Annotated in this window: 21 protein-coding genes; 18 read left to right on the top strand and 3 right to left on the bottom strand. The window is 71.7% G+C overall.

The features are described from left to right. The first annotated feature begins 40 nt into the window (after positions 1-40). The 3 genes from tsaE to ABH940_RS13665 all read left to right on the top strand — a co-directional run bounded on the left by tsaE (position 41) and on the right by ABH940_RS13665 (position 3,152). Entirely contained in the window at positions 41-598 is a 558-nt protein-coding gene (gene tsaE, locus ABH940_RS13675) for a tRNA (adenosine(37)-N6)-threonylcarbamoyltransferase complex ATPase subunit type 1 TsaE (protein ID WP_370068757.1), read from the top strand. 115 nt (positions 599-713) lie between these two features. After that, complete coding sequence (locus ABH940_RS13670; protein WP_370068755.1) at positions 714-878, top strand: hypothetical protein; 165 nt, start codon at positions 714-716, stop codon at positions 876-878. 393 nt (positions 879-1,271) lie between these two features. Beyond that, entirely contained in the window at positions 1,272-3,152 is a 1,881-nt protein-coding gene (locus tag ABH940_RS13665; protein WP_370105413.1) for a protease pro-enzyme activation domain-containing protein, read from the top strand. An 88-nt stretch (positions 3,153-3,240) separates the two neighbouring features. Here ABH940_RS13665 and ABH940_RS13660 read toward each other — a convergent pair whose 3' ends face one another. Continuing rightward, on the bottom strand, positions 3,241-3,804 hold the full coding sequence (locus tag ABH940_RS13660; RefSeq protein ID WP_370068753.1) for a hypothetical protein: 564 nt from the start codon (positions 3,802-3,804) through the stop codon (positions 3,241-3,243). A 180-nt stretch (positions 3,805-3,984) separates the two neighbouring features. Between ABH940_RS13660 and tsaB the strand changes: the two genes are divergently transcribed. Genes tsaB through tsaD form a run of 3 tightly spaced genes read left to right on the top strand, consistent with a single transcriptional unit; the run spans position 3,985 to position 6,342 of the window. Beyond that, a complete protein-coding gene (tsaB, locus tag ABH940_RS13655; protein WP_370068751.1) occupies positions 3,985-4,665 on the top strand; it encodes a tRNA (adenosine(37)-N6)-threonylcarbamoyltransferase complex dimerization subunit type 1 TsaB in 681 nt (226 codons plus the stop codon). Continuing rightward, the gene (rimI, locus tag ABH940_RS13650) at positions 4,662-5,264 is read left to right on the top strand and encodes a ribosomal protein S18-alanine N-acetyltransferase (protein WP_370105360.1); all 603 of its coding nucleotides are present in this window, start codon (positions 4,662-4,664) and stop codon (positions 5,262-5,264) included. The genes tsaB and rimI overlap by 4 nt, the downstream gene beginning before the upstream one ends. Then, entirely contained in the window at positions 5,254-6,342 is a 1,089-nt protein-coding gene (gene tsaD / locus ABH940_RS13645) for a tRNA (adenosine(37)-N6)-threonylcarbamoyltransferase complex transferase subunit TsaD (RefSeq protein WP_370068747.1), read from the top strand. The genes rimI and tsaD overlap by 11 nt, the downstream gene beginning before the upstream one ends. Positions 6,343-6,346: 4 nt before the next feature. On the opposite strand, the gene ABH940_RS13640 is transcribed toward tsaD, so the two are convergent. Then, entirely contained in the window at positions 6,347-7,546 is a 1,200-nt protein-coding gene (locus tag ABH940_RS13640; protein ID WP_370105359.1) for an SAM-dependent methyltransferase, read from the bottom strand. Positions 7,547-7,885: 339 nt separating this feature from the next. On the opposite strand from ABH940_RS13640, the gene groES reads away from it, so the two are divergent. From groES to ABH940_RS13625, 3 genes are all read left to right on the top strand, one after another. Further along, positions 7,886-8,194, top strand: coding sequence for a co-chaperone GroES (gene groES / locus ABH940_RS13635; RefSeq protein WP_196193076.1), 309 nt, complete (start codon positions 7,886-7,888; stop codon positions 8,192-8,194). Positions 8,195-8,287: 93 nt separating this feature from the next. Then, entirely contained in the window at positions 8,288-9,922 is a 1,635-nt protein-coding gene (gene groL, locus ABH940_RS13630) for a chaperonin GroEL (RefSeq protein ID WP_370068743.1), read from the top strand. Positions 9,923-10,070: 148 nt separating this feature from the next. Next, the gene (locus tag ABH940_RS13625) at positions 10,071-10,976 is read left to right on the top strand and encodes a LysR family transcriptional regulator (RefSeq protein WP_370068741.1); all 906 of its coding nucleotides are present in this window, start codon (positions 10,071-10,073) and stop codon (positions 10,974-10,976) included. A gap of 76 nt (positions 10,977-11,052) precedes the next feature. On the opposite strand, the gene ABH940_RS13620 is transcribed toward ABH940_RS13625, so the two are convergent. Then, on the bottom strand, positions 11,053-11,370 hold the full coding sequence (locus ABH940_RS13620) for a WhiB family transcriptional regulator (protein WP_370068739.1): 318 nt from the start codon (positions 11,368-11,370) through the stop codon (positions 11,053-11,055). Between the two features lie 465 nt (positions 11,371-11,835). Between ABH940_RS13620 and ABH940_RS13615 the strand changes: the two genes are divergently transcribed. The 9 genes from ABH940_RS13615 (at position 11,836) to ABH940_RS13575 (ending at position 25,006) form a co-directional block, all read left to right on the top strand. Then, positions 11,836-12,447, top strand: a complete 612-nt coding sequence (locus ABH940_RS13615; protein ID WP_030251459.1) for a response regulator transcription factor — start codon at positions 11,836-11,838, stop codon at positions 12,445-12,447. A gap of 194 nt (positions 12,448-12,641) precedes the next feature. Further along, the gene (locus tag ABH940_RS13610; protein WP_370068736.1) at positions 12,642-13,265 is read left to right on the top strand and encodes a sigma-70 family RNA polymerase sigma factor; all 624 of its coding nucleotides are present in this window, start codon (positions 12,642-12,644) and stop codon (positions 13,263-13,265) included. Positions 13,266-13,501: 236 nt separating this feature from the next. Continuing rightward, the gene (gene guaB, locus ABH940_RS13605; RefSeq protein WP_370068734.1) at positions 13,502-15,004 is read left to right on the top strand and encodes an IMP dehydrogenase; all 1,503 of its coding nucleotides are present in this window, start codon (positions 13,502-13,504) and stop codon (positions 15,002-15,004) included. Positions 15,005-15,114: 110 nt separating this feature from the next. Continuing rightward, positions 15,115-16,227 (top strand): GuaB3 family IMP dehydrogenase-related protein, encoded by a 1,113-nt coding sequence (locus ABH940_RS13600; RefSeq protein WP_196193070.1) that lies wholly within the window; start codon positions 15,115-15,117, stop codon positions 16,225-16,227. 246 nt (positions 16,228-16,473) lie between these two features. Continuing rightward, entirely contained in the window at positions 16,474-18,210 is a 1,737-nt protein-coding gene (locus ABH940_RS13595) for a glycerol-3-phosphate dehydrogenase/oxidase (RefSeq protein ID WP_370068731.1), read from the top strand. A gap of 135 nt (positions 18,211-18,345) precedes the next feature. After that, complete coding sequence (locus ABH940_RS13590) at positions 18,346-20,118, top strand: protein kinase (RefSeq protein ID WP_370105358.1); 1,773 nt, start codon at positions 18,346-18,348, stop codon at positions 20,116-20,118. Positions 20,119-20,122: 4 nt separating this feature from the next. Further along, entirely contained in the window at positions 20,123-21,328 is a 1,206-nt protein-coding gene (locus ABH940_RS13585; protein WP_370068727.1) for a hypothetical protein, read from the top strand. Positions 21,329-21,675: 347 nt separating this feature from the next. Further along, positions 21,676-23,502, top strand: coding sequence for a serine/threonine-protein kinase (locus ABH940_RS13580; protein ID WP_370105357.1), 1,827 nt, complete (start codon positions 21,676-21,678; stop codon positions 23,500-23,502). Between the two features lie 73 nt (positions 23,503-23,575). Beyond that, complete coding sequence (locus tag ABH940_RS13575) at positions 23,576-25,006, top strand: NAD(P)/FAD-dependent oxidoreductase (protein ID WP_370068723.1); 1,431 nt, start codon at positions 23,576-23,578, stop codon at positions 25,004-25,006. Positions 25,007-25,022 lie beyond the last annotated feature (16 nt).

Raw genomic sequence — 25,022 nt, 5'->3', positions numbered from 1 at the left:
GTCGGGCTGACGCCCCGAACCGAAAGGACCCGCAGGACCCATGGGCAACGCCGTGAACGCTGTCACGATCTCCGTTCCGGACCCGGCCGCGATGCAGGAGCTCGGCCGCACCCTGGCGACGGTGCTGCGCCCGGGGGACCTGGTGCTGCTCTCCGGTGAGCTGGGCGCGGGCAAGACCACGCTGACCCGTGGCCTGGGCGAGGGCCTCGGCGTACGCGGTGCGGTGACCTCGCCGACCTTCGTGATCGCCCGGGTCCACCCGTCGCTGGTCGGCGGCCCGGCGCTGGTCCACGTCGACGCGTACCGCCTGAGCGGCGGCCTGGACGAGATGGAGGACCTGGACCTGGACGTCTCCCTGCCGGAGTCGGTCGTGGTCGTCGAGTGGGGCGAGGGCAAGGTCGAGGAGCTCTCCGAGACCCGCCTGGAGGTCCGCATCGACCGCGCGCTGGGCGGCGCGGCCGGGCACGAGGACCACCTGCTGTCCCTGGCTGAGGACCTGAACCCGGAGGTCCCCGACGACCGCACGGTCACCCTCCGCGGCCTCGGCGACCGCTGGGCGGACGTCGACCTCGGCGCGCTGGCGGTCGCCCGGGCGTAGCGCCCGCACGGCCTGGTGACGTTGCCGGCCGCCTTGCCGGGGTTTGCGGTTGTTTTTCCGACGCGCTGTCGGGAAGATGGAATGAGCCGCACCTGACACCCCTCGGGGAGACCGAATGCCCGGCACGACCTCGTCCGACCCCCGCGCCACCGACGTGGACGTCGCCCGTCTGCTCGCATCCGGCCCGTCGGCGGCAGCGGTCTGCACGCCACCCTCGGAGGACGAGTCGGCGAACGCGGAGAGCAATTCGGACGACGAAACGCCCACTTCCGACGAATAGGGACGTTGCAAACGTCAGGGGCGAGGGGCTCTGCTGATATGCGGATCCGCCGCGCGGGCGCGCGCCAAGCCACTGACTTTTGGCTCCCGCGGGTAGGTGCACCCCCAGAGCCCCGCGCCCCTGGGGAGCTACAACCTCCCTGGCGTGCATGACACATTCCTATGCGCCGTCAAAACCACATTTCCCCGCGTGAAATGTCGCCTTGTCACCACTGAACTCGGTAACACACGCGCTTCGCACTCTTGACCGATGGTTCATTCCCCGGTTCTATTCCCCTTGCCATACATCGCAGCGGGGAACATTGGGCCCGCTGCTACGGCCCGGGGAGGGCGTTTGAAGCACATCAGGGGATCTCATCGGCGTGCCGGCATAGCTTTGGTGGCGACGCTGCCCATGCTCGCGGCTGCCGTCGCCGCGGGGGCGCCGGCCAGTGCCACGCCCGCCCGGCACGCGATTGCCGGCGGGAAGCCGACCTGGGCCGCGGTCGCCGCGGACAAGGGCCAGGTGGCCCAGAGCAACGCGGTCACCGCGCGCGTGTACCTCGCGGGTGACCAGGCCGGACTCGCCGCCTATGCCGCGCAGGTGTCGAACCCTCAGAACGCCGACTACGGCAAGTATCTGAGCCCGCAGGCCGTCCAGGCGAAGTACGGCCCGACCAAGGCGCAGGTCGCCGCGGTCAAGCAGTGGCTGGCCGCCTCCGGCTTCAAGGTCACCGCGGAGAACGACCAGTACCTGACCGTCACCGGTGACGCCGCCGCCGCGCAGACCGCGTTCGGTTCGCAGCTGCACAGCTTCGCCACCGACGGCCACGTCTACCGCGCCCCGGCGGGCGCGCTGACCGTGCCGGCCGACGTCGCGGACGCAGTGCTCACCGTCACCGGTCTGAGCACCGCCCCGTCGAAGGCGACGCACGAGGACACGCTGCCCGGCCCCGGCCCGGCGTACGTCAACTCGGGTCCGTTCTCGAGCTACTACGGCTCGAACCCGGCGAAGACCCTGCCCAAGGTGGACGGCCGTACCGTGCCGTACGTCATCAAGGGCTACAACGGTCACCAGCTGCGCTCCGCCTACGGCGCCACGGCCTCCGGTCTGACCGGCAAGGGCCAGACCATCGCGATCGTGGACGCGTACGACTCGCCGACGATCGCCTCGGACGCGAGCACCTACGCCGGGCTCAACGGTGACGCGGCCTACAAGACGGGCCAGTTCAAGGAGTACGACCCCGCCACCTGGACCCACACCGCCGCCAACGACTGTGGTGCGTCCGGCTGGTACGGCGAGCAGACGCTCGACGTCGAGGCGGTCCACGCGGTCGCCCCGGCCGCGAACATCCACTACGTCGCCGCAGCCTCGTGCTACGACGCGGACCTGATCGACGCGCTGAACAACATCGTCACGAACCACCTGGCGTCCCTCGTCAGCGACTCGTGGGGTGAGCCGGAGAACGCCAGCGACCCGTCGAACGACGCCGTCTACAACAACATCTTCGAGCGCGGCGCGGTCGAGGGCATCAGCTTTGACTTCTCCTCCGGCGACAACGGCGACGAGGTCGCCAACTCCGGTACGAAGCAGGCCGACATGCCCGCCGCCCTGCCGTGGGTGACCGCGGTCGGCGGTACCTCGCTGGCCGTCGGCAAGCACGGCAACTACGAGTTCGAGACCGGCTGGGGCACGGACGTCGCCCCGCTGGCGGCGAACGGCAAGAGCTGGACCGGCTTCCCGGGCGGGTTCCAGAGCGGCTCGGGCGGTGGCGTCAGCGCCCGTACCGCGCAGCCGTGGTACCAGGCGGGCGTCGTCCCGTCCTCGCTGTCGGCGAGCAAGAACGGCCCGATGCGCGTCGTCCCGGACGTCGCCGCGGTCGCCGACCCGCAGACCGGCTTCCTGATGGGCCAGACCCAGGCCTTCCCGAACGGGACGGTCAAGTACAGCGAGTACCGCATCGGCGGCACCAGCCTCGCCTCGCCGGTCTTCACGGCGATCGAGGCGCTGGCGCAGGAGAAGCAGGGCTTCGCGCTCGGCTTCGCCGACCCGGCGATCTACGCCCGCAAGGCCCTGCTGCACGACGTGACCGACCACCCGTTCGGCCCGAACGTCCAGCTGGCGGTCGCCCGCGTCAACTTCAACAACAGCGTGGACGCCTCGGGTGGCACCAGCACCTCCGCCCGCACCCTCGGCACCGACTCGTCGCTGTCGGCGACGAAGGGCTACGACGACTCCACCGGCCTCGGCTCGCCGACCTACTGGTACATCGAGTCCTTCGGCATCCGCCGCTGACGCGGTCCGCCGGTGAACTGCTGAACCACTGAACGCGTGTGGCCCCGCACCTCGGTGCGGGGCCACACGCGTTCCTGCCTGGGACTCGTCAGGAAACGACCACGACCTTGGTGTTGTACGGCGCGAAGTCGTACAGCGCCTGGCCGTCGGCGACCGACTCGCGGATGCCGCCGAGGTGCTTGGACGGGTCCGGCGGGGGAGTGCTGCCGTCGACGGCGGAGCTGAAGCCGATTCTGGTGCCGTCGCGGCTGGTGAACAGGACCGCGTTCTTGATCAGCTTGCCGTCCGAGCCGGTGTACGGCCCCGGCAGGAGCGTGGTCGCCGCGTAGGTGCCCGGAAGCGGGTCGACGTTCCCCGGCATCACGGTGAAGGTGCGGTCCGCGCTCGCGTCGCTCGGGTCCACCAGCCAGACGCGCTTCTGGGCGAGCGAGTACACCACCCGCCGACCCGTTCCCGAGTCCGCGGGGACCGCGGGCGGCTTGGCCTGCGTCCCGCCCCGCCCCGCGGACGCGGAGGCCGAGGGGACCTTGCCGGGTGGTGCGGCGACCGTCGCGGACGCGGAGTTCTTGGCCTGCACGGCGAGCAGGGTGACGACGGCGAGGGCTCCCGCGGTCAGCACGGTGACCACCGAGCCCGAACCGAGTTTCGCCACGGTCTCTCCTCCCACTCCTCCGACCGACCGAGTGGCCGACCGTTTCTGCGGACGTGGCGCACACACGCGTGTGCGAGGGCCACGACCGGGTCCAAGCCTCTCATCCTCCCAGCCGCGACGAGCACAGGCGGGCGGGCGTCTCGCGGATGAGCAGTCCGGGCCACCGACTAACCTGGGTGCGTGCTTCTGCTTGCGTTCGACACCGCCACGCCCGCCGTCACCGCCGCCGTGTACGACACCGACACCCGTACCGTCCGGGCCGCTGCCGACCAGGTCGACGCGCGCCGCCATGGTGAGCTGCTGCTTCCCACCATCGACGCGGTGCTGCGCGAGGCGGGCACGCCCAAGGAGTCGCTGGGCGGTGTGGTCGTCGGCGTCGGACCGGGCCCGTACACCGGTCTGCGGGTCGGCCTGGCCACGGCCGCCGCGTTCGGGCACGCGCTCGGCATCCCCGTCTACGGCGTCTGCTCGCTCGACGGAGTGGCCCGCGCGGCGCGGGACGCCGGGGTGGTGACGGGCCCGTTCGTCGCCGCCACGGACGCCCGCCGCAAGGAGGTCTACTGGGCCCGCTACGACGCCGCCGGCGTCCGGGTCGAGGGCCCGGCGGTCGACCGCCCGGCGGAGATCGCGGAGAGGGTGGCCGGGCTGCCCGCCGTCGGCGCGGGCGCGCTGCTCTACCCGGACGTCTTCACCGACATCCCGACCGGTGCGCCCGAGCACCAGTCCGCCGCCGCGCTCGCGGCCTTCGCCGCGGACGCGCTCGCCTCGGGCACGCCGCTGCTGCCGCCGACCACCGCGCTCTACCTGCGACGGCCGGACGCGGAGGTCCCGAAGAACTACAAGACGGTGCTCCCCGCATGACCGCCGGTACCGCGCAGCTGCCGGAGACGGCGCGGACTCCCGCCACGCTGCGCGAGATGCGCTGGTGGGACATCGAGGCCGTGCTCGTACTGGAGCGGGAGCTCTTCCCCGACGACGCGTGGTCGGTCGGCATGTTCTGGTCCGAGCTCGCCGACGCCCGGCACCCGGGCGCGACCCGCTGGTACACCGTCGCGGAGCAGGGTGAGGGGGAGGGCGACGGCGCGGGCGCGGGCGCGGGGCGCCGGATCGTCGGCTACGCCGGGCTGATGGCGATCGCGGGCGAGGGCGACGTGCAGACCATCGCGGTGGCGCAGGACCAGTGGGGCACCGGCCTCGGCGCCCGCCTGCTGCGACGGCTGATCGACCAGGCCGCCGAGGCCGAGTGCAACGACCTGCTGCTGGAGGTCCGGGTCGACAACGACCGCGCCCAGCGGCTCTACCGGCGCTTCGGCTTCGCGCCGGTCGGCATCCGCCGCAACTACTACCAACCGTCCGGCGTGGACGCCCTGGTGATGAGTCGTCAGATGACGGACACCGACGGACACGACGACGCAGACCGCGTTCAGAGAAGCGAAGGAACAACAGACGATGGCCGCTGACGAACCGCTGGTCCTCGGGATCGAGACCTCCTGCGACGAGACCGGCGTCGGCATCGTCCGGGGCACCACGCTGCTCGCCGACGCCGTCGCGTCCAGCGTCGACGAACACGGCCGCTTCGGCGGCGTCGTGCCGGAGATCGCCAGCCGCGCGCACCTGGAGGCGATGGTCCCCACCGTCCAGCGCGCGCTGGACACGGCCGGGATCAAGGCGAGCGACCTCGACGGCATCGCCGTCACCGCCGGTCCCGGCCTGGCCGGTGCGCTGCTGGTCGGCGTCAGCGCGGCCAAGGCGTACGCCTACGCGCTCGACAAGCCGCTCTACGGCGTCAACCACCTCGCCTCGCACATCTGCGTGGACCAGCTGGAGCACGGGCGCCTGCCCGAGCCGACCATGGCGCTGCTGGTCTCCGGCGGGCACTCGTCGCTGCTGTTCACCGAGGACATCACCAGCGAGGTCCGCTCGCTCGGCGCCACCATCGACGACGCCGCGGGAGAGGCCTTCGACAAGGTCGCCCGCCTGCTCAACCTGGGCTTCCCCGGCGGCCCGGTGATCGACCGCTACGCCAAGGAGGGCGACCCGAAGGCCATCGCCTTCCCGCGCGGTCTGAGCGGTGCCAAGGACCCGGCGTACGACTTCTCCTTCTCCGGCCTCAAGACGGCCGTCTCCCGCTGGGTCGAGGCCAAGCGCCGAGCGGGCGAGGAGGTCCCGATCCGGGACGTCGCCGCTTCGTTCCAGGAGGCGGTGACGGACGTGCTGACCAGGAAGGCGGTCCGTGCCTGCAAGGACGAGGGCGTCGACCACCTGATGATCGGCGGCGGCGTCGCGGCCAACTCCCGTCTGCGGGCCATGGCCCAGGAGCGCTGCGAGCGCGCGGGCATCACGCTGCGCGTCCCACGCCCCAAGCTCTGCACCGACAACGGCGCGATGGTCGCCGCCCTCGGCGCGGAGATGGTCCGGCGCGACCGCAGGCCGTCGGCCTTCGACCTCTCCGCCGACTCGTCCCTCCCGGTCACCGAGACGCACGTCCCCGCGCCGGTCCCCGCGTCCCACGACGAGCTGCACCGGCTGTCCGAATAGGCCGTCACCCGTTGGTGGCCGGTTGCCCGATCAGCATGACCGGCGCACCGGCCGCCCGGGTCAACACCACGACGGCCGAGTTCGCCCCTTCGGGCTTCACCTTCCGGCGCAGCTCCTCGGGCTCGATCGCCGAGCCGCGCTTCTTGACGACCAGCGTGCCGATGCCGCGCTCGCGGACCAGCGCCTTCAGCTTCTTGAGGTTGAACGGCAGCGCGTCGGTGATCTCGTACGCGGTCGCGTAGGGGGTCGCCGTGAGCTGATCCGACGTCAGATACGCGATGGTCGGGTCGATCAGGGTCGCGCCGCCGAGCTGGTCGCGGAGCTGCCCGGCCACCTCGGCGACGAGATGGGCGCGGATGACCGCGCCGTCGGGCTCGTACAGGTAGCGGCGGACGGGCCCGGTCTCCGGGTCCGGGAGCAGGCCGCCCGTCAGGCTGGCGCCTTCCGGCAGCAGCGTCGCCCGGTGCGGCCGGTCCGGCTCCGGCTTCGAGCCGAACCAGAGCGCGGCCTCCTTCACGTCCCCGCGGTCGGAGACCCATTCGGCCTCGGCGTCCTCGGGCACGGCCTCGTGCGGGATTCCGGGCGCGACCTTGAGCGCGGCGACGGGCGCCTTGCGCGCCGCCTCGATCGCCCAGCTGAGCGGCGGCGAGTACGCCTCCGGATCGAAGATCCGGCCGCGCCCGGTGGCCCGGCGGGCGGGGTCCACGAAGACCGCGTCGTAGCCTCTCGTGTCGACCTCGGTCACGTCGGCGCAGCGGGTCTCGATCAGCCCGCTCAGCCCGAGGGCCGCGGCGTTCGCCTCGGCGGCGGCGCAGGCGAGCGGGTCCCGGTCCACGGCCAGCACCCTGATCCCGGCCCGTGCGAGCGCGAGGGCGTCCCCGCCGATCCCGGAACACAGGTCCGCGACGGAGCCGACCCCCAGCGCACGGAACCGCTCCGCGCGCCACTGGGCCACACCCGAACGGGTGGATTGCTCGACCCCGTTCGGCGTGAAGTACATCCGCTGCGCATCCGCCCCGAACTTCGCCGCCGCGCGGGTGCGGAGCCGTGCCTGGCTCAGCGCGGCGGACACCAGCCCGGCGTCGTACTCCCGCCGCAGGCGTGTCGCGAGCGCGAGCTCGTCACCGGGGGAGTAATCCCGCAACTCGTCCAGCAGGGCTTGGCCCTCGGGGGTGAACAGGGCACGCAACGCTTCGATCTCCACGAGGACATTCTGGCAAGTGGGGGGATCTTCCGAGCACGGCCACCATGGGCAGGCGGGTGAGCATGCACCTCAGGGGCGCGGGGAACTGCGCCACAAACCACCCGCCCACGTGGCCCGCCGAACGGGCAGGACCATCCGCTCATCGGTGGTTTCTCGCGCACCACGTTGGCACTCTGGTTGACCGAGTGCTAACCGCCGCCTACAGTCGTCGTTGGCACTCTCCACCAGAGAGCGCTAAGCGTGAGACGGTACGTCCGGCACCGCGACGACGGGCATGCCATGTCTTCACGCCCCAAGACATGTGTACCCCGTGAGATCTCCGAAGGGGGAGGTCGGATCGTGACGACCACCAGCTCCAAGGTTGCCATCAAGCCGCTCGAGGACCGCATTGTGGTCCAGCCGCTCGACGCCGAGCAGACCACGGCCTCTGGCCTGGTCATCCCGGACACTGCCAAGGAGAAGCCCCAGGAGGGCGTCGTCCTGGCTGTCGGCCCGGGTCGCTTCGAGGACGGTCAGCGTCTGCCGCTCGACGTCAAGGTCGGCGACGTCGTCCTCTACAGCAAGTACGGCGGCACCGAGGTCAAGTACAACGGCCAGGAGTACCTGGTCCTCTCGGCCCGCGACGTGCTCGCGATCATCGAGAAGTAAGACTCACCGCTCAGTCGGCTAAGTCGTGACCCGCCCCGGACGCCCGTACCACGGGGCCCGGGGCGCGGTTGTTTCGAGAGGGAACCCCTAGGCATGGCGAAGATCCTGCAGTTCGACGAGGACGCCCGCCGCTCGCTGGAGCGCGGTGTCAACAAGCTGGCCGACACGGTCAAGGTGACGATCGGTCCCAAGGGCCGCAACGTCGTGATCGACAAGAAGTTCGGCGCCCCCACCATCACCAACGACGGTGTCACCATCGCCCGCGAGGTCGAGCTGGATGACCCGTACGAGAACCTCGGCGCGCAGCTGGTGAAGGAGGTGGCCACCAAGACCAACGACGTCGCTGGTGACGGCACCACCACCGCCACCGTGCTGGCCCAGGCGCTCGTCAACGAGGGTCTGCGCAACGTCGCCGCGGGCGCCGGCCCGGCCGCCCTGAAGCGCGGTATCGACGCCGCCGTCAAGGCCGTCTCCGAGCACCTGCTCTCCGTCGCCCGCGAGATCGAGGGCAAGGACGACATCGCCGCCGTCGCCGCGCTCTCGGCGCAGGACACCCAGGTCGGCGAGCTCATCGCCGAGGCCATGGACAAGGTGGGCAAGGACGGTGTCATCACCGTCGAGGAGTCCAACGCCTTCGGTCTCGAGCTCGAGTTCACCGAGGGCATGCAGTTCGACAAGGGCTACCTCTCGCCGTACATGGTCACCGACCAGGAGCGTATGGAGGCTGTCCTCGAGGACCCGTACATCCTGATCAACCAGGGCAAGATCTCCTCGATCCAGGACCTGCTCCCGCTGCTGGAGAAGATCCTGCAGGGCGGTGCCTCCAAGCCGCTGCTGATCATCGCCGAGGACATCGAGGGCGAGGCGCTCTCCACCCTCGTCGTGAACAAGATCCGTGGCACCTTCAACGCCGTGGCCGTCAAGGCCCCCGGCTTCGGTGACCGCCGCAAGGCCATGCTGGGCGACATCGCCACGCTGACCGGCGCCACCGTCATCGCCGAGGAGGTCGGCCTCAAGCTCGACCAGGCCGGTCTGGACGTGCTGGGCAGCGCCCGCCGCGTGACCATCACCAAGGACGAGACCACCATCGTCGACGGTGCCGGCTCCGCCGAGGAGGTCGCCGGTCGCGTCGCCCAGATCAAGGGCGAGATCGACGGCACCGACTCCGACTGGGACCGCGAGAAGCTGCAGGAGCGCCTGGCCAAGCTGGCCGGCGGCGTCTGCGTCATCAAGGTCGGCGCGGCCACCGAGGTCGAGCTCAAGGAGAAGAAGCACCGCCTGGAGGACGCCATCTCGGCGACCCGCGCCGCGGTCGAGGAGGGCATCGTCGCCGGCGGCGGCGCCTCCCTGGTCCACGCGCAGAAGGTGCTGGACGAGGGCCTGGGCCTGACCGGCGACGAGGCCGTGGGTGTCTCCGTCGTCCGCCGCGCCCTGGTCGAGCCGCTGCGCTGGATCGCCCAGAACGCGGGCCTCGAGGGCTACGTCATCACCACCAAGGTCTCCGAGCTGACCGATGTCCGCGAGGGCTTCAACGCCGCGACCGGCGAGTACGGCGACCTGCTCAAGGCCGGCGTCATCGACCCGGTCAAGGTGACCCGCTCCGCGCTGGAGAACGCCGCGTCCATCGCCTCCCTGCTGCTCACGACCGAGACCCTGGTCGTCGAGAAGAAGGAGGAGGAGCCGGCTGCGGCCGGCCACTCCCACGGCGGCCACGGCCACGCGCACTGACGCTCCCGTCGCTCTGAGGCCCGGTACCCCCTGCGGGGTGCCGGGCCTCCGGCGTTCCGTTGCACCACGCACTTCGGGCAGGCGGAGCCGCGCATCAGTAGGGCCTCGCGCCCCCAGGCAGTGCAACGGCGCACCTATCCTTGACCCCGTGATCGAGGCCCGTCATCTCCGTGTCCTGCGTGCCGTCGCCCGTCAGGGCTCCTTTTCTGCTGCCGCGCGCGAGCTCGGGCTGACGCAGCCAGCCATCAGTCAGCAGATGAAGGCGCTGGAGAAGTCCGTCGGCACCCCGCTCGTCGTCCGCGTCGGACGGGGCGTCGCGCTGAGCGAGGCGGGCGAGGTGCTCGCCTCGCACGCCGCAGGCATCCTCGCCGGGCTGACCGCCGCCGAGGACGAGCTGGCCGGTATCGCCGGCCTCCGGGCCGGCCGCGTGCGGCTGGTGTCGTTCCCGACCGCGAGCGCCACGCTCGTGCCCCCGGCCGTCGCCGCGCTGCGTGCCGACTCGCCCGGGGTGCGGGTCTCGCTGACCGAGGCCGAGCCGCCGACGTCGATCGGCATGCTGCGGGCCGCCGAGTGCGAGGTCGTGCTCGCGTTCCGCTACCCCTCCTCGCCGGCGGACAACAGCGCCGAGGAGTGGAGCGACCTCGTGGTGACCCATCTGCGGGACGACCCGATGGTCGCGCTGCTGCCGACGAACCACCCGCTGGCGGGAAGCGGGGACGAGGGGCAGCTGGACCTCGCCGCGCTCGCGGAGGAGCCGTGGATCGCCGGGTGTCCGCAGTGCCGCGGGCACCTGGTGGACCTCTGCGAGGTCGCCGGCTTCACCCCGCGGATCGACTTCGCCACCGACGACTACCCGGCCGTGCTCGGACTGGTCGCCGCCGGCGTCGGCGTGGCCGTGCTGCCGCGCCTCGCGCTGGCCGCGACACGCGCGGACGGCGTGGCGGTCTTGCCGCTCGGCTCGGGCGTCGCCCGCGAGATCGTCGCGCTGACGCTGCCGGACCTGGAGCGGGTGCCGGCGGTGTCGTCGATGTTGGAGAAGCTGAAGGGCCGGTGACGACAGGCGCGGCCCCCCGCAGGGGGCGCCGCGCCCGTGCAGAAACGTTACGGCAGGGTCGAGGGCTGACCCGGAGTCAGTCGATCGGCAGCAGTGACAGCGGATCCATCGTGCGACGGCGCGCCCGTCCGAGCAGTTCCTCGCGTTCGTCCTCGGTCAGACCGCCCCACACCCCGTAGGGCTCACGTACTGCCAGCGCGTGTGCCCCGCACTGCGCGCGGACCGGGCACCGCATGCAGACCTCCTTCGCGGACTGCTCGCGCGAGCTGCGCGCCGCGCCACGCTCGCCCTCCGGGTGGAAGAAGAGTGAGCTGTCCACGCCGCGGCACGCGGCGGAGAGCTGCCAGTCCCACAGGTCTGCGTTCGGGCCAGGAAGCCGTGAGTAGTCGGCCATGGTCGTCATTCCCTTGCGTGGTGCTAGCGGTTCAGTACGAACTGATGGAAATATGACTCATGCAGATCTAACGGACAAGAGGCCATCAGCGTGGCACAACGTGCCGAAAACCATTAAATCCCATGAAAACGGACTAATGGGACGAAGGGAAGGGGTGCGTGTCCTGCATGCGGGTGCACTCGTTGGGCCTAAAGGCAAGCCCGACGAGGCGCGCGGGCGTCGTACGAGCGGCGCATTTTGCGCCGGTGCGCACCGCGAGGTGGATGATCCGTAGCGGGTCGACCACGTAGAGTGGTGGAGGCTGCTGCCAGACCGTAACTCATTCGGGTGACGGTCGTTGGGAGTGCGGAGGCGGCAAACGGCACGGGCGTCGGGGAAGACGCCGGTATGCCGGAGGCCGTGCCGGTGACGATTCGTACCAGCCAGGAGGCTCAACGTGACGCTCATCAGCTGCGGAGGCGGGTCATGACATCCGTTCTCGTCTGTGACGATTCCCCACTCGCCCGGGAGGCGCTCCGGCGCGCCGTGGCCACGGTCCCCGGCGTCGACCGGGTCACCACGGCCACCAACGGTGAGGAAGTTCTCCGCCGATGGGTCGCGGACCGCTCCGATCTGGTGCTGATGGACGTGCGCATGCCCGGCCTCGGCGGTGTGGAGACCGTCCGCCGGCTGCTCTCTGCGGACCCGGGCGCCCGCATCATCATGCTCACCGTCGCCGAGGACCTCGACGGCGTCGCCCTGGCGGTCGCCGCCGGTGCCCGCGGCTACCTGCACAAGGACGCGTCCCGTGCCGAGCTGCGTGCCACGGTCACCCAGGCGCTGGCCGACCCGACCTGGCGGCTCGCCCCGCGGCGCCTCCGCTGCGCGGAGATGGGCGCGGCCCCGACGCTGACGGCTCGTGAGATCCAGGTGCTGGAGGGCATGAGTCATGGCCGCAGCAACGCCGAGATCGGGCGCGAGCTGTTCCTCTCCGAGGACACCGTCAAGACGCACGCCCGTCGCCTCTTCAAGAAGCTCGGCGCGTCCGACCGCGCGCACGCGGTCGCGCTCGGTTTCCGCTGGGGCCTCGTCCGCTGATCCCCTCGCCGGGAGCTGTTTGGCTGCCGGGTGGGAGGCGGCGTGGCCCACTTCCCACCCGAGGGCGCACCATGGGGGTGTAGCGCGAAGTCGGGCCGGGCGGGGATGGTGGCGTGGGCGTGGTGGATAACGTTCCGATGCACAAGTCTGGGTGCGGTGTCACGTTTTCATCCATGACCAGGCACCATGGACCAGTGCGTGACGACGAGGCGAGCCCCGTGAGCGGGCCCGGCGTGCCCATCGGGTCGCTCGTGGTGCACGCGGTGGGTGGGGATCCCGAGGCGGTGGACGCCCTGCTCGCGCAGGTGCACCCGCTGGTCCTGCGGTATTGCCGCGCCCGGCTGGTCAGACTGCCGGGCAATGCGAGACACCATGTGGACGACGTGGCGCAGGAGGTCTGCCTGGCCGTCCTGTGCGCGTTGCCCCGCTACCGAGACGAGGGGCGCCCCTTCGAGGCGTTCGTCTACGGCATCGCGGCGCACAAGATCGCCGATCTGCAACGCGCGGCGATGCGTGGTGGGCCGGCGCACAGCGTCCCGCTCGGCGAGGAACTCCCTGACACGCCGGACGACGCGCTGGGCCCGGAGGAGCGGGCGCTGCTGAGCAGCGACGCCGCGTGGATGCGCGAACTTCTGGCGCTCCTGCCGGAGCGTCAGCGTGAGCTGGTCATCCTGCGGATCGCCGCGGGGTTCAGCGCGGAGGAGACGGGCGAGGTCCTCGGTATGTCGCCGGGGGCGGTCCGGGTGGCCCAGCACCGTGCGCTCTCGCGCCTGCGCGCGCTCGCCGAAGGCGGCGGGCCCGAGGGGCTCTCGGCCTGACCTGAACTTCGCGCCCCCGGATCGTGCAACTGGACGATCATCCAAGAGTGCGGGAATGTGACCGCTACCTCAGTTGTTGCGGATGCACAAGAGGGTCTCTGGGGGCCCGGTAGAATTAGTCAACGGTGCCGAGCTGCCCACACTGCGGCCCCCGTAGGCGCCGTGTCGCGTCGGGCGGGTGCGGCCACCACCTTCCCGTCCAAGGAGATCCACGGATCCACTTCGGGAAGGGTGTCATGTCTTACAACGCAGCTGGGGTCCCCGAGAAGTTCGGCATGCTCGGGCTCACCTACGACGATGTGCTGCTGCTGCCAGGCCCCTCCGAGGTCCTGCCCAATGCCGTGGACACTTCCTCGCGCGTGTCGCGCAATGTGCGGGTGAACATCCCGCTGCTGTCCGCCGCCATGGACAAGGTCACCGAGGCGCGCATGGCCATCGCCATGGCCCGTCAGGGCGGCGTCGGCGTGCTGCACCGCAACCTGTCCGTCGAGGACCAGGTGAACCAGGTCGACCTGGTCAAGCGCTCCGAGTCCGGCATGGTCACCGACCCGATCACGGTGTCGCCGGAGGCGACCCTCGCCGACGCCGACGCGCTCTGCGCCAAGTTCCGGATCTCCGGTGTTCCGGTCACCGACCCCGAGGGTCGTCTGCTGGGCATCGTCACCAACCGTGACATGGCCTTCGAGTCGGACCGCAGCCGCCAGGTGCGCGAGGTCATGACGCCGATGCCGCTGATCACCGGCCAGGTGGGCATCTCCGGCGTCGACGCGATGGCGCTGCTGCGCCGTCACAAGATCGAGAAGCTGCCGCTCGTCGACGAGCAGGGCAAGCTCAAGGGCCTGATCACGGTCAAGGACTTCGTCAAGGCCGAGCAGTACCCCAACGCCTCCAAGGACGTCGAGGGCCGTCTGATCGTCGGGGCCGCGGTCGGCGCCTCCGCCGAGGCGCTGGACCGGGCGATCGCCCTGGCCGAGGCCGGCGCGGACTTCATCGTCGTGGACACCTCGCACGGCCACAACCGCAACGCGCTCAACTGGATGGCGAAGATCAAGTCGTCCGTCACGGCCGACGTGGTCGGCGGCAACGTCGCCACCCGTGACGGCGCGCAGGCATTGATCGACGCCGGCTGCGACGGCATCAAGGTCGGCATCGGCCCGGGTTCCATCTGCACCACCCGCGTGGTCGCCGGTGTCGGCGTCCCGCAGGTCACCGCGATCTACGAGGCCGCGGTCGCGGCCAACGCCGCGGGCGTCCCGCTGATCGGTGACGGCGGCCTGCAGTACTCCGGCGACATCGGCAAGGCGCTGGCCGCCGGTGCCGACACCGTCATGCTGGGCAGCCTGCTGGCCGGTTGCGAGGAGTCGCCGGGCGAGCTGCTCTTCATCAACGGCAAGCAGTACAAGTCCTACCGCGGCATGGGCTCGCTGGGCGCGATGCAGTCGCGTGGCCAGGCCAAGTCCTTCTCCAAGGACCGCTACTTCCAGGGCGACGTCACCTCCGACGAGAAGCTGATCGCTGAGGGCATCGAGGGCCAGGTCGCCTACCGCGGCCCGGTCGGCTCGGTCATCTACCAGCTGGTCGGCGGACTGCGTCAGTCCATGGGCTACGTGGGCGCCGAGACGGTCGACGCGATGAAGCGCGACGCGCGCTTCGTCCGGATCACCTCCGCCGGTCTGAAGGAGAGCCACCCGCACGACATCCAGATGACGGTCGAGGCGCCGAACTACTCGTCGAACTAGTCGCCTGCTCGACAGTCGTCTCACGGAGGGGCCGCCGCGCGCGGCCCCTCCGGCGTTGTGCGAGATACTGACCCTGGCAGTCGCTGAGCACAACCGAGGGAGCAGTTCAGGTGACCGAGATCGAGATCGGGCGGGGCAAGCGGGGCCGGCGGGCGTACGCCTTCGACGACATCGCGGTCGTCCCGAGCCGTCGCACGCGGGACCCGAAGGAGGTCTCGATCGCGTGGCAGATCGACGCCTACCGTTTTGAGCTGCCGTTCCTGGCCGCGCCGATGGACTCGGTCGTCTCGCCGGAGCAGGCCATCGCGTTCGGTCGCCTCGGCGGCCTCGGCGTGCTGAACCTCGAGGGTCTGTGGACCCGTTACGAGGACCCGCGCCCGCTGCTGCAGGAGATCACCGAGGTCAAGGACGAGGCGCTGGCCACCCGTCGCCTCCAGGAGATCTACCGCGAGCCGATCAAGGCTGAGCTGATCACGCAGCGCCTCAAGGAGATCCGCGACTCCGGCGTCGTCACCGCCGCCGCGCTGTCGCCGCAGCGGACCGCCGAGTTCTCCAAGGTCGTCGTGGACGCGGGCGTCGACATCTTCGTCATCCGTGGCACCACCGTCTCCGCCGAGCACGTGTCCAGCGCTGCCGAGCCGCTGAACCTCAAGCAGTTCATCTACGAGCTCGACGTCCCGGTCATCGTCGGCGGCTGCGCGACCTACACCGCGGCGCTGCACCTGATGCGGACCGGCGCGGCCGGCGTCCTCGTCGGCTTCGGCGGCGGCGCCGCGCACACCACCCGTGCGGTGCTGGGCATCCAGGTCCCGATGGCCACGGCCGTCGCGGACGTCGCGGCGGCGCGGCGCGACTACATGGACGAGTCCGGCGGTCGCTACGTCCACGTCATCGCCGACGGCGGTGTGGGCTTCTCCGGCGACCTCTCCAAGGCGATCGCCTGCGGCGCGGACGCCGTCATGATCGGCGCGGCGCTGGCGCGCGCCAACGACGCGCCGGGCAAGGGCTTCCACTGGGGCAGCGAGGCCGTCCACGAGGAGCTGCCGCGCGGCAAGCGGGTCAACCTGGGCACCGTCGGCACCACCGAGGAGATCCTGCTCGGCCCGTCGCACACGCCGGACGGCACCATGAACCTCTTCGGTGCGCTGCGTCGCGCGATGGCGACGACCGGTTACTCGGAGCTCAAGGAGTTCCAGCGCGTCGAGGTCACCGTCGCCCGGTAAGCGCGTGAGCGCGACAGGGGCGCGGGGAACTGCGCGAGAAACCACTGACATGCGGATGGCCCTCTTAGGTCGGGGTTGTACCTCGCACGGTGGCTTGTCGCGCAGTTCCCCGCGCCCCTGACGTCTGCAACGTCCCGTCGCCTGAGCGTTCCGCCAACTGACTTCGTGCCGTCGAGCCGATCCTGCCGTGCGTTTCGTACTGTGGGTCAGCGGAGCGGATCTGCGGAGCCGATGAGCGGAGGCGTCATGCGGAGCATCAAGCTGGGTCCGGAGGAGCGCGCGGAGGCGCTCGCGCGGATGGGGGAGCGCGAGCTCGACGTGCTGGTGGTCGGCGGAGGCGTCGTCGGCGCCGGAACCGCGTTGGACGCGGCGACGCGCGGTCTGGTCACCGGACTGGTCGAGGCGCGTGACTGGGCCTCCGGCACCTCCTCCCGTTCCAGCAAGCTGATCCACGGCGGCCTGCGGTACCTGGAGATGCTCGACTTCGCCCTGGTCAAGGAGGCGCTCAAGGAGCGCGGCCTGCTGCTGGACCGGCTCGCGCCGCACCTGGTCAAGCCGGTGCCGTTCCTCTACCCGCTGCAGGGGCGCGGCTGGGAGCGCCCCTACGTCGGCTCGGGCGTCGCGCTCTACGACGCGATGTCGGTGTCCAGCGGCCACGGCCGGGGGCTGCCGTTGCACCGTCACCTGACGCGGCGGCAGGCGCTGCACCAGGCACCGTGTCTGCGCAAGGACGCGCTGGTCGGCGCGGTGCAGTACTACGACGCGCAGGTGGACGACGCGCGGTTGGTGACGATGCTGGTCCGCACCGCCGCGTCCTACGGCGCGCTTCCGGCGAACAGGGCGCGGGTGGTCGGCTTTCTGCGCGAGGGCGAGCGTGTGGTCGGCGCACGGGTCCACGATCTGGAGACCGGCGGGCAGTTCGAGATCCGGGCCCGGCAGATCGTCAACGCGACCGGCGTGTGGACGGACGAGACCCAGGCGATGGTCGGCGAGCGTGGCCAGTTCCACGTCCGCGCCTCCAAGGGCATCCACCTGGTGGTGCCGCGCGACCGGATCCACTCCGCGACCGGGCTGATCCTGCGCACCGAGAAGAGCGTGCTCTTCGTCATCCCGTGGGGACGCCACTGGATCGTCGGCACCACCGACACCGAGTGGACGCTCGACAAGGACCACCCCGCCGCCAGCAGCGCGGACATCGAGTACCTGCTGGAGCACGTCAACTCGGTGCTGGCGATGCCGCTGACGCGTGAGGACGTCGAGGGCGTCTATGCGGGCCTGCGGCCGTTGCTCGCCGGGGAGTCGGACGCGACGTCAAAACTCAGCCGCGAGCACGTGGTGCAGCATGCCGCGCCGGGGCTGGTCGTGGTGGCGGGAGGCAAGTACACGACCTACCGGGTGATGGCCGAGGACGCGGTCGACGAGGTGGTGCACGGGTTGGATGTGGGGGTACCCCCGGCGGGACGCTGGGGGAGGATCTCGCCCTGCATCACGGACACCATCCCGCTGGCGGGCGCGGAGGGGTACCGCGCGCTGTGGAACGCGCGCGCCGAGCTGGCGCGCCGCAGCGGGCTGCACGTGGCCCGGGTCGAGCACCTGCTCAACCGCTACGGCTCGCTGACGGAGGAGCTGTTGGAGCTGGTACTCGCCGATCCAAACCTCGGCGAGCCACTGAACGGCGCGGACGACTACCTGCGCGCCGAGGTCGTCTACGCGGCGCGGGCGGAGGGCGCACGGCACCTGGACGACGTGCTGGCGCGCCGAACCCGCATCTCGATCGAGACCTTCGACCGGGGGACGGCGGTGATGGCCGAGGCGGCCGGGCTGATGGCTCCTGAACTGGGGTGGGACAAGGCGCAGATCGAGAACGAGATCGAGCACTACCGCGTCCGGGTGGAGGCGGAGCGGGAGTCGCAGCAGCAGCCCGACGACCTGGCCGCGGACGCTGCGCGGTTGGGCGCGCCGGACATCGTGCCGCTGAAGTGACGACGTCAGATTGCGTCCCTGAGGCGGTTGCAACGTCACCTTTTGCCCCAGGACCCCTTGGGCCCGGGTGAAAGCAGTGTGGGCGTCACGGGATGATGGCGTGCGACAGGAACCACGCGGAGGGGACGGAAACGGATGAGCGGCGAGCAAGACCCGCAGGCCGGCAGGCTCCTCGCGGGGCGGTACCGGTTGACGGCCGTACTCGGTCAGGGCGGGATGGGCACCGTGTGGCGGGCCGAGGACGAGTTCCTGGGCCGGGACGTGGCGGTCAAGGAACTTCGCTTCGCCTCCGACGTCGACGACGAGGAGCGCAGGCGGCTCGTCTCGCGGACGTTGACCGAGGCCAAGGCCATCGCCCGGATCCGGCACAACGGCGCGGTCACCGTCTACGACGTGGTCGAGGAGGACGGTCGGCCGTGGATCGTGATGGAGCTGGTCGAGTCCCGGTCGCTGAGTGAGGTGATCCAGGCCGACGGCGTGCTGCCGCCACAGCGTGCCGCGGAGGTCGCGCTGGAGTTGCTGGGCGTCCTCGCCGAGGCGCACCGGGTCGGGATCCTGCATCGGGACGTCAAGCCGTCCAACGTGCTGATGGGCTTCGACGGCCGGGTCGTGCTGACCGACTTCGGCATCGCCCGGGTCGAGGGGGACCCGTCGGTCACCTCGACGGGGATGCTGGTCGGCGCGCCGTCGTACATCTCGCCGGAGCGGGCGCGCGGCGGGGTGCCGGGCCCGCCGGCGGACATGTGGTCGCTCGGGGCGACGATCTTCGCGATGGTGGAGGGCACCCCGCCGTACGACAAGGGCTCGGCGCTGTCCACGCTGACCGCGGTGATGACGGACCCGGTGCCGCCGCTGCGCCACGGCGAGTTGCTGGAGCCGGTCATCGCCGGACTGCTGCGCAAGGACCCTCGTCAGCGGCTGGACGCGTCGACGGCGCAGGCCATGCTGCGCGGGGTGGTCGGCGAGTACGAGCGCCGGGCCCGTGCCACGACGAACTTCGCCGCGGTCGCGCCGGACGCGCCGACGCAGGTCGTGCCCGAGCCGGAGCGGACGCGGGTGCAGCCGTCCGTCACGTCGGGACTCGGGTCGGGGCTCGCGTCGGGGCTCGCGTCGGGAAAGGCGGCAGGATCCGAGGCGGTGGGGGCGCCGGGGCCCGACCCGGCGTCGGCGACCACGCAGCTGTCCGGCGGCGGCCCGGCGGCGCCGCGGAGCACGGGCTGGGCGGGTCGGCAGCGCGCGCTGCTCATCGGCGGGATCGTGCTGGCCGCCGTGCTGCTGGTCACCGCCGCAGTCGCCAGCATGCGCAACAACTCCGGCGGTAGCGGTAGCGGCAGCGGTTCCGGGGTCGGGGCCGGTGCCACGAGCACGGCGGCACCTGGCAGTTCGGGCGACAGCGCCCCGCAGACCCCGACCGCAGGCGACTCCGGGTCCGGCGACGGCACCGGCACCGGCACGGCGCGTCCGACGGCCGCCGGCTACCACCAGGTGGCCGGGCCGGGCGGGTCGCACCTCCAGATCCCCGACGGCTGGCGGTTGGTGAGCGAGAGCGCGTCCTCCGTCAAGTTCAGCGGCCCGGCCGGGACCTTGCAGGTCGACTTCAGCGCGCATCCGCAGTCCGACGGGGCGCTGGCGGCGTGGAAGAAGGAAGAGTCGAGCGTGGCCGCCGATCTGACGGACTATCACCTGATCCGGCTGGACCAGGTCAGCTACCGGGGCTGGGACGCGGCGGACTGGGAGTGGGGCTACCAGTCCGGGTCGACGATGCGTCAGTCCCTGAACCGTGGCTTCGTCGTGGACGCGCACCACGCCTACGCCCTCTACTGGACCGCGCCGTTGACGAGCTGGACCGACGGCCGCAGCGGGCAGCTGCTCGCGCGCTTCTTCGACACCTTCCAGCCGGGGGGCTGAACCGATGGCCAGGGCGTCCGCAGGGCGGTTGCTCGCCGAGCGCTACGAGCTCACCGAGCGTCGCCGCGGTGCCGCCGTCGAGGCGATGGACCTGCGCAGCGGCGCACCGGTCCTGCTCGAAGCCGTGCCGCTGCCCGAACTGGTGCGCCCGTTCGACCAGTTCACCGAGGAAGCGGAAGACGGGGCCGGCGGCACGGGCGGGGCCGGCGGGGCGAAGGGCGACACGGACGAGAACGACGCCGCCACCCTCGCGTTCACGCAGGCGGCCACCGTGGCGCAGGCGGTGGGCGACCACCCGCGGCTGAACCAGGTCTTCCACGCCTTCGCCGAGAGCGGCTACCTCTGGACGGTCGGCGAGCGCATCCCCGGCATTCCGCTGGCTCAGCTGCTGGAGGACGGCCCGCTGACGCCCTACCGGGCGGCCGAGGTGGTCTACGACGTCGCGACCGGGCTGGAGGCCGTGCACCGGGCCGGGATCGTGCACGGAAACGTCACTGCGCTGTCGGTGACCGTCTGCGAGGACGGCACCGCGCTGCTGGGCGGGTTGGCGGTCTCCGCCGCGCAGGAGGCGCTCTGCGGCGGTCCTGGGACCGCTCAGGCCGGCGCCGGCGTGCCGACGGCGCTGTGGAGCCCGGCCCGGGTGCGGGCCAGGGACGCGCGGTCGGTCGTCGTCGGTCCGGTGGCGGAGCGTTGGGCGCCCGAACAGCTCGGCGTCGTGGACGGGACGGGAGTCCCGGTCGGCCCGGCGGCGGACGTCTGGGCGCTGGGCGTGCTGCTCTACCGGGCCTGCACCGGGAAGGCGCCGTTCCCCGAGAGCGACGCGGAGCAGCTCTTCTACGCGGTACGGGCGGGAGTCCTGCCGGACCCGCGATCGGCAGGCCCGGTCTGGCCAGTGGTCGTGCGCCTGCTCGACGCCGACCCGAACCGGCGGCCGGGGCTGCCCGCGGTCCGCAGCGCCCTGCGCAGGCTGCTGCAGCGCGCACCCGAACCGCTGACCGGGGCAACGGAGTTCAGGCTGGAACTGCCGCCCTCCGACCGGGCGGGCGGCGCGGCGCGACTTCCGGCCCAGCGCACCCCGGCGGAGGTCGCCGAACGGCACCACCACGCGGCTCCCAAGCGGGGGACGGTGCTGCTGGGACCACTGCTGGTCGGTGTGATTATCCTTGTGACCCTGATCGCACTGGTGCTCGTCTCGATGCTGGCGCACTGAGGCGCACTGAGGCGCACTGAGGTGCACAGGGCGGCGCACAGGGCGGTGCGCAGGGCCCGCGTGCGGGGCGGTCGGCGTGGCCGGACGACGTGGTCCGACGGCCGTACCGGGGGCCACGGGACGCCTTGGGGGCAGCGTGACGGATCGTGTCACGGATCCTCAGTGACAGCTGCGCGACGGTCGGTGTGCGGGAGCGTCACATCCCGGTCTCAAGGCGTCGCCTGGGGCCGCCGGGAGGTCCGGGCACGGGATAAGGTGCGCCGTACCGCGGTTCCTGCCGCGGGCACCGGGTGGACGGCAGGACGAGCGGGATGAGGGGGCTCACGGTGGGCACGGAGACCGGTCGCATGCTGGCGGGCAGATACCTGCTCGGCGCGCGCCTCGGACGCGGCGGCATGGGCACCGTGTGGCGTGCCACCGACCAGATGCTGGACCGCGAGGTCGCGGTCAAGGAGCTCTCCGTCGGCCACCTCGCCGAGGAGGACCTGCAGATCGTCCAGTCGCGGATGAAGCAGGAGGCCCGCGCCGCCGCGCGGATCAAGCACCCCGGTGTGATCACCATCCACGACGTCCTGGAGCAGGACGGCAAGCCGTGGATCGTGATGGAGCTGATCGACGGCCGGTCGCTGTCCGAACTGGTCGAGCAGGAGGGCGTGGTCGACCCGCGCGAGGCCGCCCGGATCGGCGCGCAGGTGCTGTCCGCGCTGGACCGGGGCCACCAGGCCGGCGTGATCCACCGCGACGTCAAGCCCGCCAACGTGCTGCTGGAGCGCGCCACCGGCCGCGTCGTGCTGACCGACTTCGGCATCGCGACCTTCGTCGGCGACTCCGCGCTGACCCGCACCGGCGACCTGGTCGGCTCGCCCGACTACCTGGCCCCCGAGCGTGTCCACGGCGGCCGTCCCGGGCCTGAGTCGGACCTGTGGGCGCTCGGCGCGACCCTCTACGCGGCCGTCGAGGGGGAGTCGCCGTTCCGCCGGGAGTCACCGCTGACGACGCTGGCGGCGGTGGTCACCGACCCGCTGCCGGAGCCGCGCAACGCCGGGGCGCTGGCGCCGGTGCTACGCGCGCTGATGGCCAAGGACCCGCAGGAGCGCCCGCCCGCGGCCGACGTGCTGCGGATGCTGGAGAGCGTCGCCGCGGGCCACACCACCAACATCACCCTCGGTCCGAGCCCGCTGCGCACCCCGACCCAGTCGGTTCCGGCCGTCGACCGGCTGGAGCCGGCCGGGAACGACGGCAGCTACGACGGCACGTTCGACGGACTGCACGACGGCCCGTACGAGGACGGCCACGCGCCGACCGCGCTCGGCACCGTCGTCAGCCCGGTGGCGGGCGAGGCGACGGCTGTGGCGACGGCGGTGGTACCGGGCCAGGCCGGTGCCGTGAGCGGCCAGGGTCGGAGCGGCCTGCCGACCGGCCCGACGGCGCGTGTCCCGGCGCAGGGGACCCCGATGTCGTCCCCGATACCGGGCAGCGGTTCCGGCGGCGAGCCGGTGACCGCTGTGGTGCGTCCGAAGGCGCGGCGCGGCCGGGCCTGGGCGTGGCTGCTGGTCGCGGCACTCGTCGCGGGCGGCGCGGGCGCGGGCGTCACGTACCTGCTGCGCCACCACAGCACCGGTGGGTCCGGGACCGGCAACGGCACCGGCACCGGCACCGGCACGCAGCCCGGGGCCTCGGCGTCGGCGTCCGCCTCACCGGCGCCGGTCGGGGCCGGATACGTCCTGACCACCGATCCGGACGGACACTTCTCCTTCGGCATGCCCGACGACCCGGCGCAGCCCTGGGCCAGGGACGCCAGCGGAGGCCTGGGCCGGATCGACTACACCCCCGACCACGGCGAGCACCTGATCCGCTTCGGCGTCACCGTTGCCAACCCGCTCACGCCGTTCCAGCAGGCGCAGTCCATCCGGAGCCAGGTGCAGTCGCACGACAAGACGTTCCAGCAGATCAGCCTCGGGCAGAACACCTACCAGGGCCGACCGGGAGCGCAGTTGGCGTTCTACTACACCGACACCAAGGGCGAGCGCCGCGAGGAGCTGGAGCAGTTCTGGCAGGCGGCGGACGGCACCGAGTACGACTTCCTCGTCTCCTACCCGCAGACGGACTGGGACAACGGCTACAACCGGTTCGAAGAGGTCATGGCGACGTTCACCGTGCCCGGGGCCCGGTAGAACGGTACCGTGGTGTGAACACCGTGGTGTGAACCCAGCCGTTCCCTGAAATTCACCTTTCGGGAGGCACGTCATGCCCGCTTCGGCGCGTGAGACACCAGACGTGGTCGTCATCGGAATGGGCCCCGGAGGTGAGGACGTCGCCGGACGGCTGGCGGACGCCGGGCTGGACGTGGTCGGCGTCGACGAACGGCTGGTGGGGGGCGAGTGCCCCTACTACGGCTGCATCCCCTCCAAGATCATGGTCCGCTCGGCGGACCTGGTCGGCGAGGCGCGGCGGATCCCGGGAATGGCGGGCATCGTCCGGGTCCACCCGGAGTTCCGCCCGGTCGCGCGGCGGGTCAGGGAGGCCACCGACAACTGGGACGACAAGGCCGCGGTGGACCGCTTCACCGGTCGTGGCGGCCGTTTTCTGCGCGGCACGGCGCGGCTGACCGGGCCCGGCGAGGTCACCGTGCTCGGCACCGACGGCCTGGAGTCCGTTCTGATGCCCCGTCAGGCCGTGGTGCTGGCAACGGGATCCGAGCCGGTCACGCCGCCCGTCCCCGGGCTCGGGGGCACCCCGTACTGGACCAACCGCGAGCTGATCGAGGCCGACGAACTGCCGGAGTCGCTGCTGGTGCTGGGCGGCGGCGCGATCGGACTGGAGCTCGGCCAGGCGCTGCAACGCCTGGGCTGCGCGGTCACAGTGGTCGAGGTCGGCCCGCGCCTGCTGGGCCGGGAGGAGCCGGAGTCCTCCGACCTGGTCACCCAGGTGCTGACCGGCGACGGCGTCGCCGTGCACACCGGAACCGAACTGGCCTCGGTCGAGTACCGCGACGGACGGTTCCAGATGATCTGCCGACGCGGTGAACGCCTCAGCGGCGAACGGCTGTTGGTCGCGACCGGGCGCCGGGTGGCGATGGACAGGATCGGCGCGGGCGTGCTCGGCATCCCGGCGGACGCGCGGGTGGTGCCGATCGACGAACGCTGCCGCGTGGCGGGGACGCCGGGCGGCAGGTCGGCCGAGGGTTGGCCGGTCGAGCGCTGGCCGATCGGGGTCTGGGCGATCGGCGACATCACCGGCAAGGGCGCGTTCACGCACATGTCGATGTACCAGGCGGACATCACCGTCCGCGCCATCCTCGGCCAGGGCGGCGCGCCCGCCCGCTACCACGCGGTCCCGCGCGTCACCTTCACCGATCCCGAGATCGGCGCGGTCGGCCTGACCGAGGCCGACGCCCGCGCGCAGGGCCTTCCGGTCCGGGTCGCCGTCACCGAGCTGGCCGACTCCCCCCGCGGCTACATCCACGGCGTGAACGGCAACGCGGGCTTCATCAAGCTCGTGGCCTCGGGCGACACCCTCGTCGGGGCGACCTCCGCGGGCCCGTCGGGCGGCGAGCTCCTCGGGCTGCTCTCGCTCGCCGTCTCCGCCCGAATCCCGCTGAGCGAGCTGGCGACGACGATCTGGGCCTACCCCACCTTCCACCGCGCGGTGGGCACGGCGGTGGCGGAGCTGGTGTAGGGCCGAACGGGCCGAA

It is taken from the genome of Streptacidiphilus sp. BW17, assembly GCF_041262485.1.
GTDB lineage: Bacteria > Actinomycetota > Actinomycetes > Streptomycetales > Streptomycetaceae > Streptacidiphilus.
The sequence above is the reverse complement of the archived record's forward strand: the minus strand, read 5'-3'. Positions and strand labels throughout refer to the sequence as shown.

Bases quoted from the DNA above. Each gene is read 5' to 3' on its own strand.
- ABH940_RS13620 (WP_370068739.1), bottom strand. From the start codon at position 11,370: ATGGCCGACTACTCACGGCTTCCTGGCCCGAACGCAGACCTGTGGGAC.
- guaB (WP_370068734.1), top strand. From the start codon at position 13,502: ATGTCTTACAACGCAGCTGGGGTCCCCGAGAAGTTCGGCATGCTCGGG.
- ABH940_RS13575 (WP_370068723.1), top strand. From the start codon at position 23,576: ATGCCCGCTTCGGCGCGTGAGACACCAGACGTGGTCGTCATCGGAATG.
- ABH940_RS13665 (WP_370105413.1), top strand. From the start codon at position 1,272: ATGCTCGCGGCTGCCGTCGCCGCGGGGGCGCCGGCCAGTGCCACGCCC.
- groL (WP_370068743.1), top strand. From the start codon at position 8,288: ATGGCGAAGATCCTGCAGTTCGACGAGGACGCCCGCCGCTCGCTGGAG.
- ABH940_RS13615 (WP_030251459.1), top strand. From the start codon at position 11,836: ATGACATCCGTTCTCGTCTGTGACGATTCCCCACTCGCCCGGGAGGCG.
- tsaD (WP_370068747.1), top strand. From the start codon at position 5,254: ATGGCCGCTGACGAACCGCTGGTCCTCGGGATCGAGACCTCCTGCGAC.
- ABH940_RS13585 (WP_370068727.1), top strand. From the start codon at position 20,123: ATGGCCAGGGCGTCCGCAGGGCGGTTGCTCGCCGAGCGCTACGAGCTC.
- ABH940_RS13580 (WP_370105357.1), top strand. From the start codon at position 21,676: ATGCTGGCGGGCAGATACCTGCTCGGCGCGCGCCTCGGACGCGGCGGC.
- tsaE (WP_370068757.1), top strand. From the start codon at position 41: ATGGGCAACGCCGTGAACGCTGTCACGATCTCCGTTCCGGACCCGGCC.
- ABH940_RS13595 (WP_370068731.1), top strand. From the start codon at position 16,474: ATGCGGAGCATCAAGCTGGGTCCGGAGGAGCGCGCGGAGGCGCTCGCG.
- rimI (WP_370105360.1), top strand. From the start codon at position 4,662: ATGACCGCCGGTACCGCGCAGCTGCCGGAGACGGCGCGGACTCCCGCC.
- ABH940_RS13590 (WP_370105358.1), top strand. From the start codon at position 18,346: ATGAGCGGCGAGCAAGACCCGCAGGCCGGCAGGCTCCTCGCGGGGCGG.
- ABH940_RS13670 (WP_370068755.1), top strand. From the start codon at position 714: ATGCCCGGCACGACCTCGTCCGACCCCCGCGCCACCGACGTGGACGTC.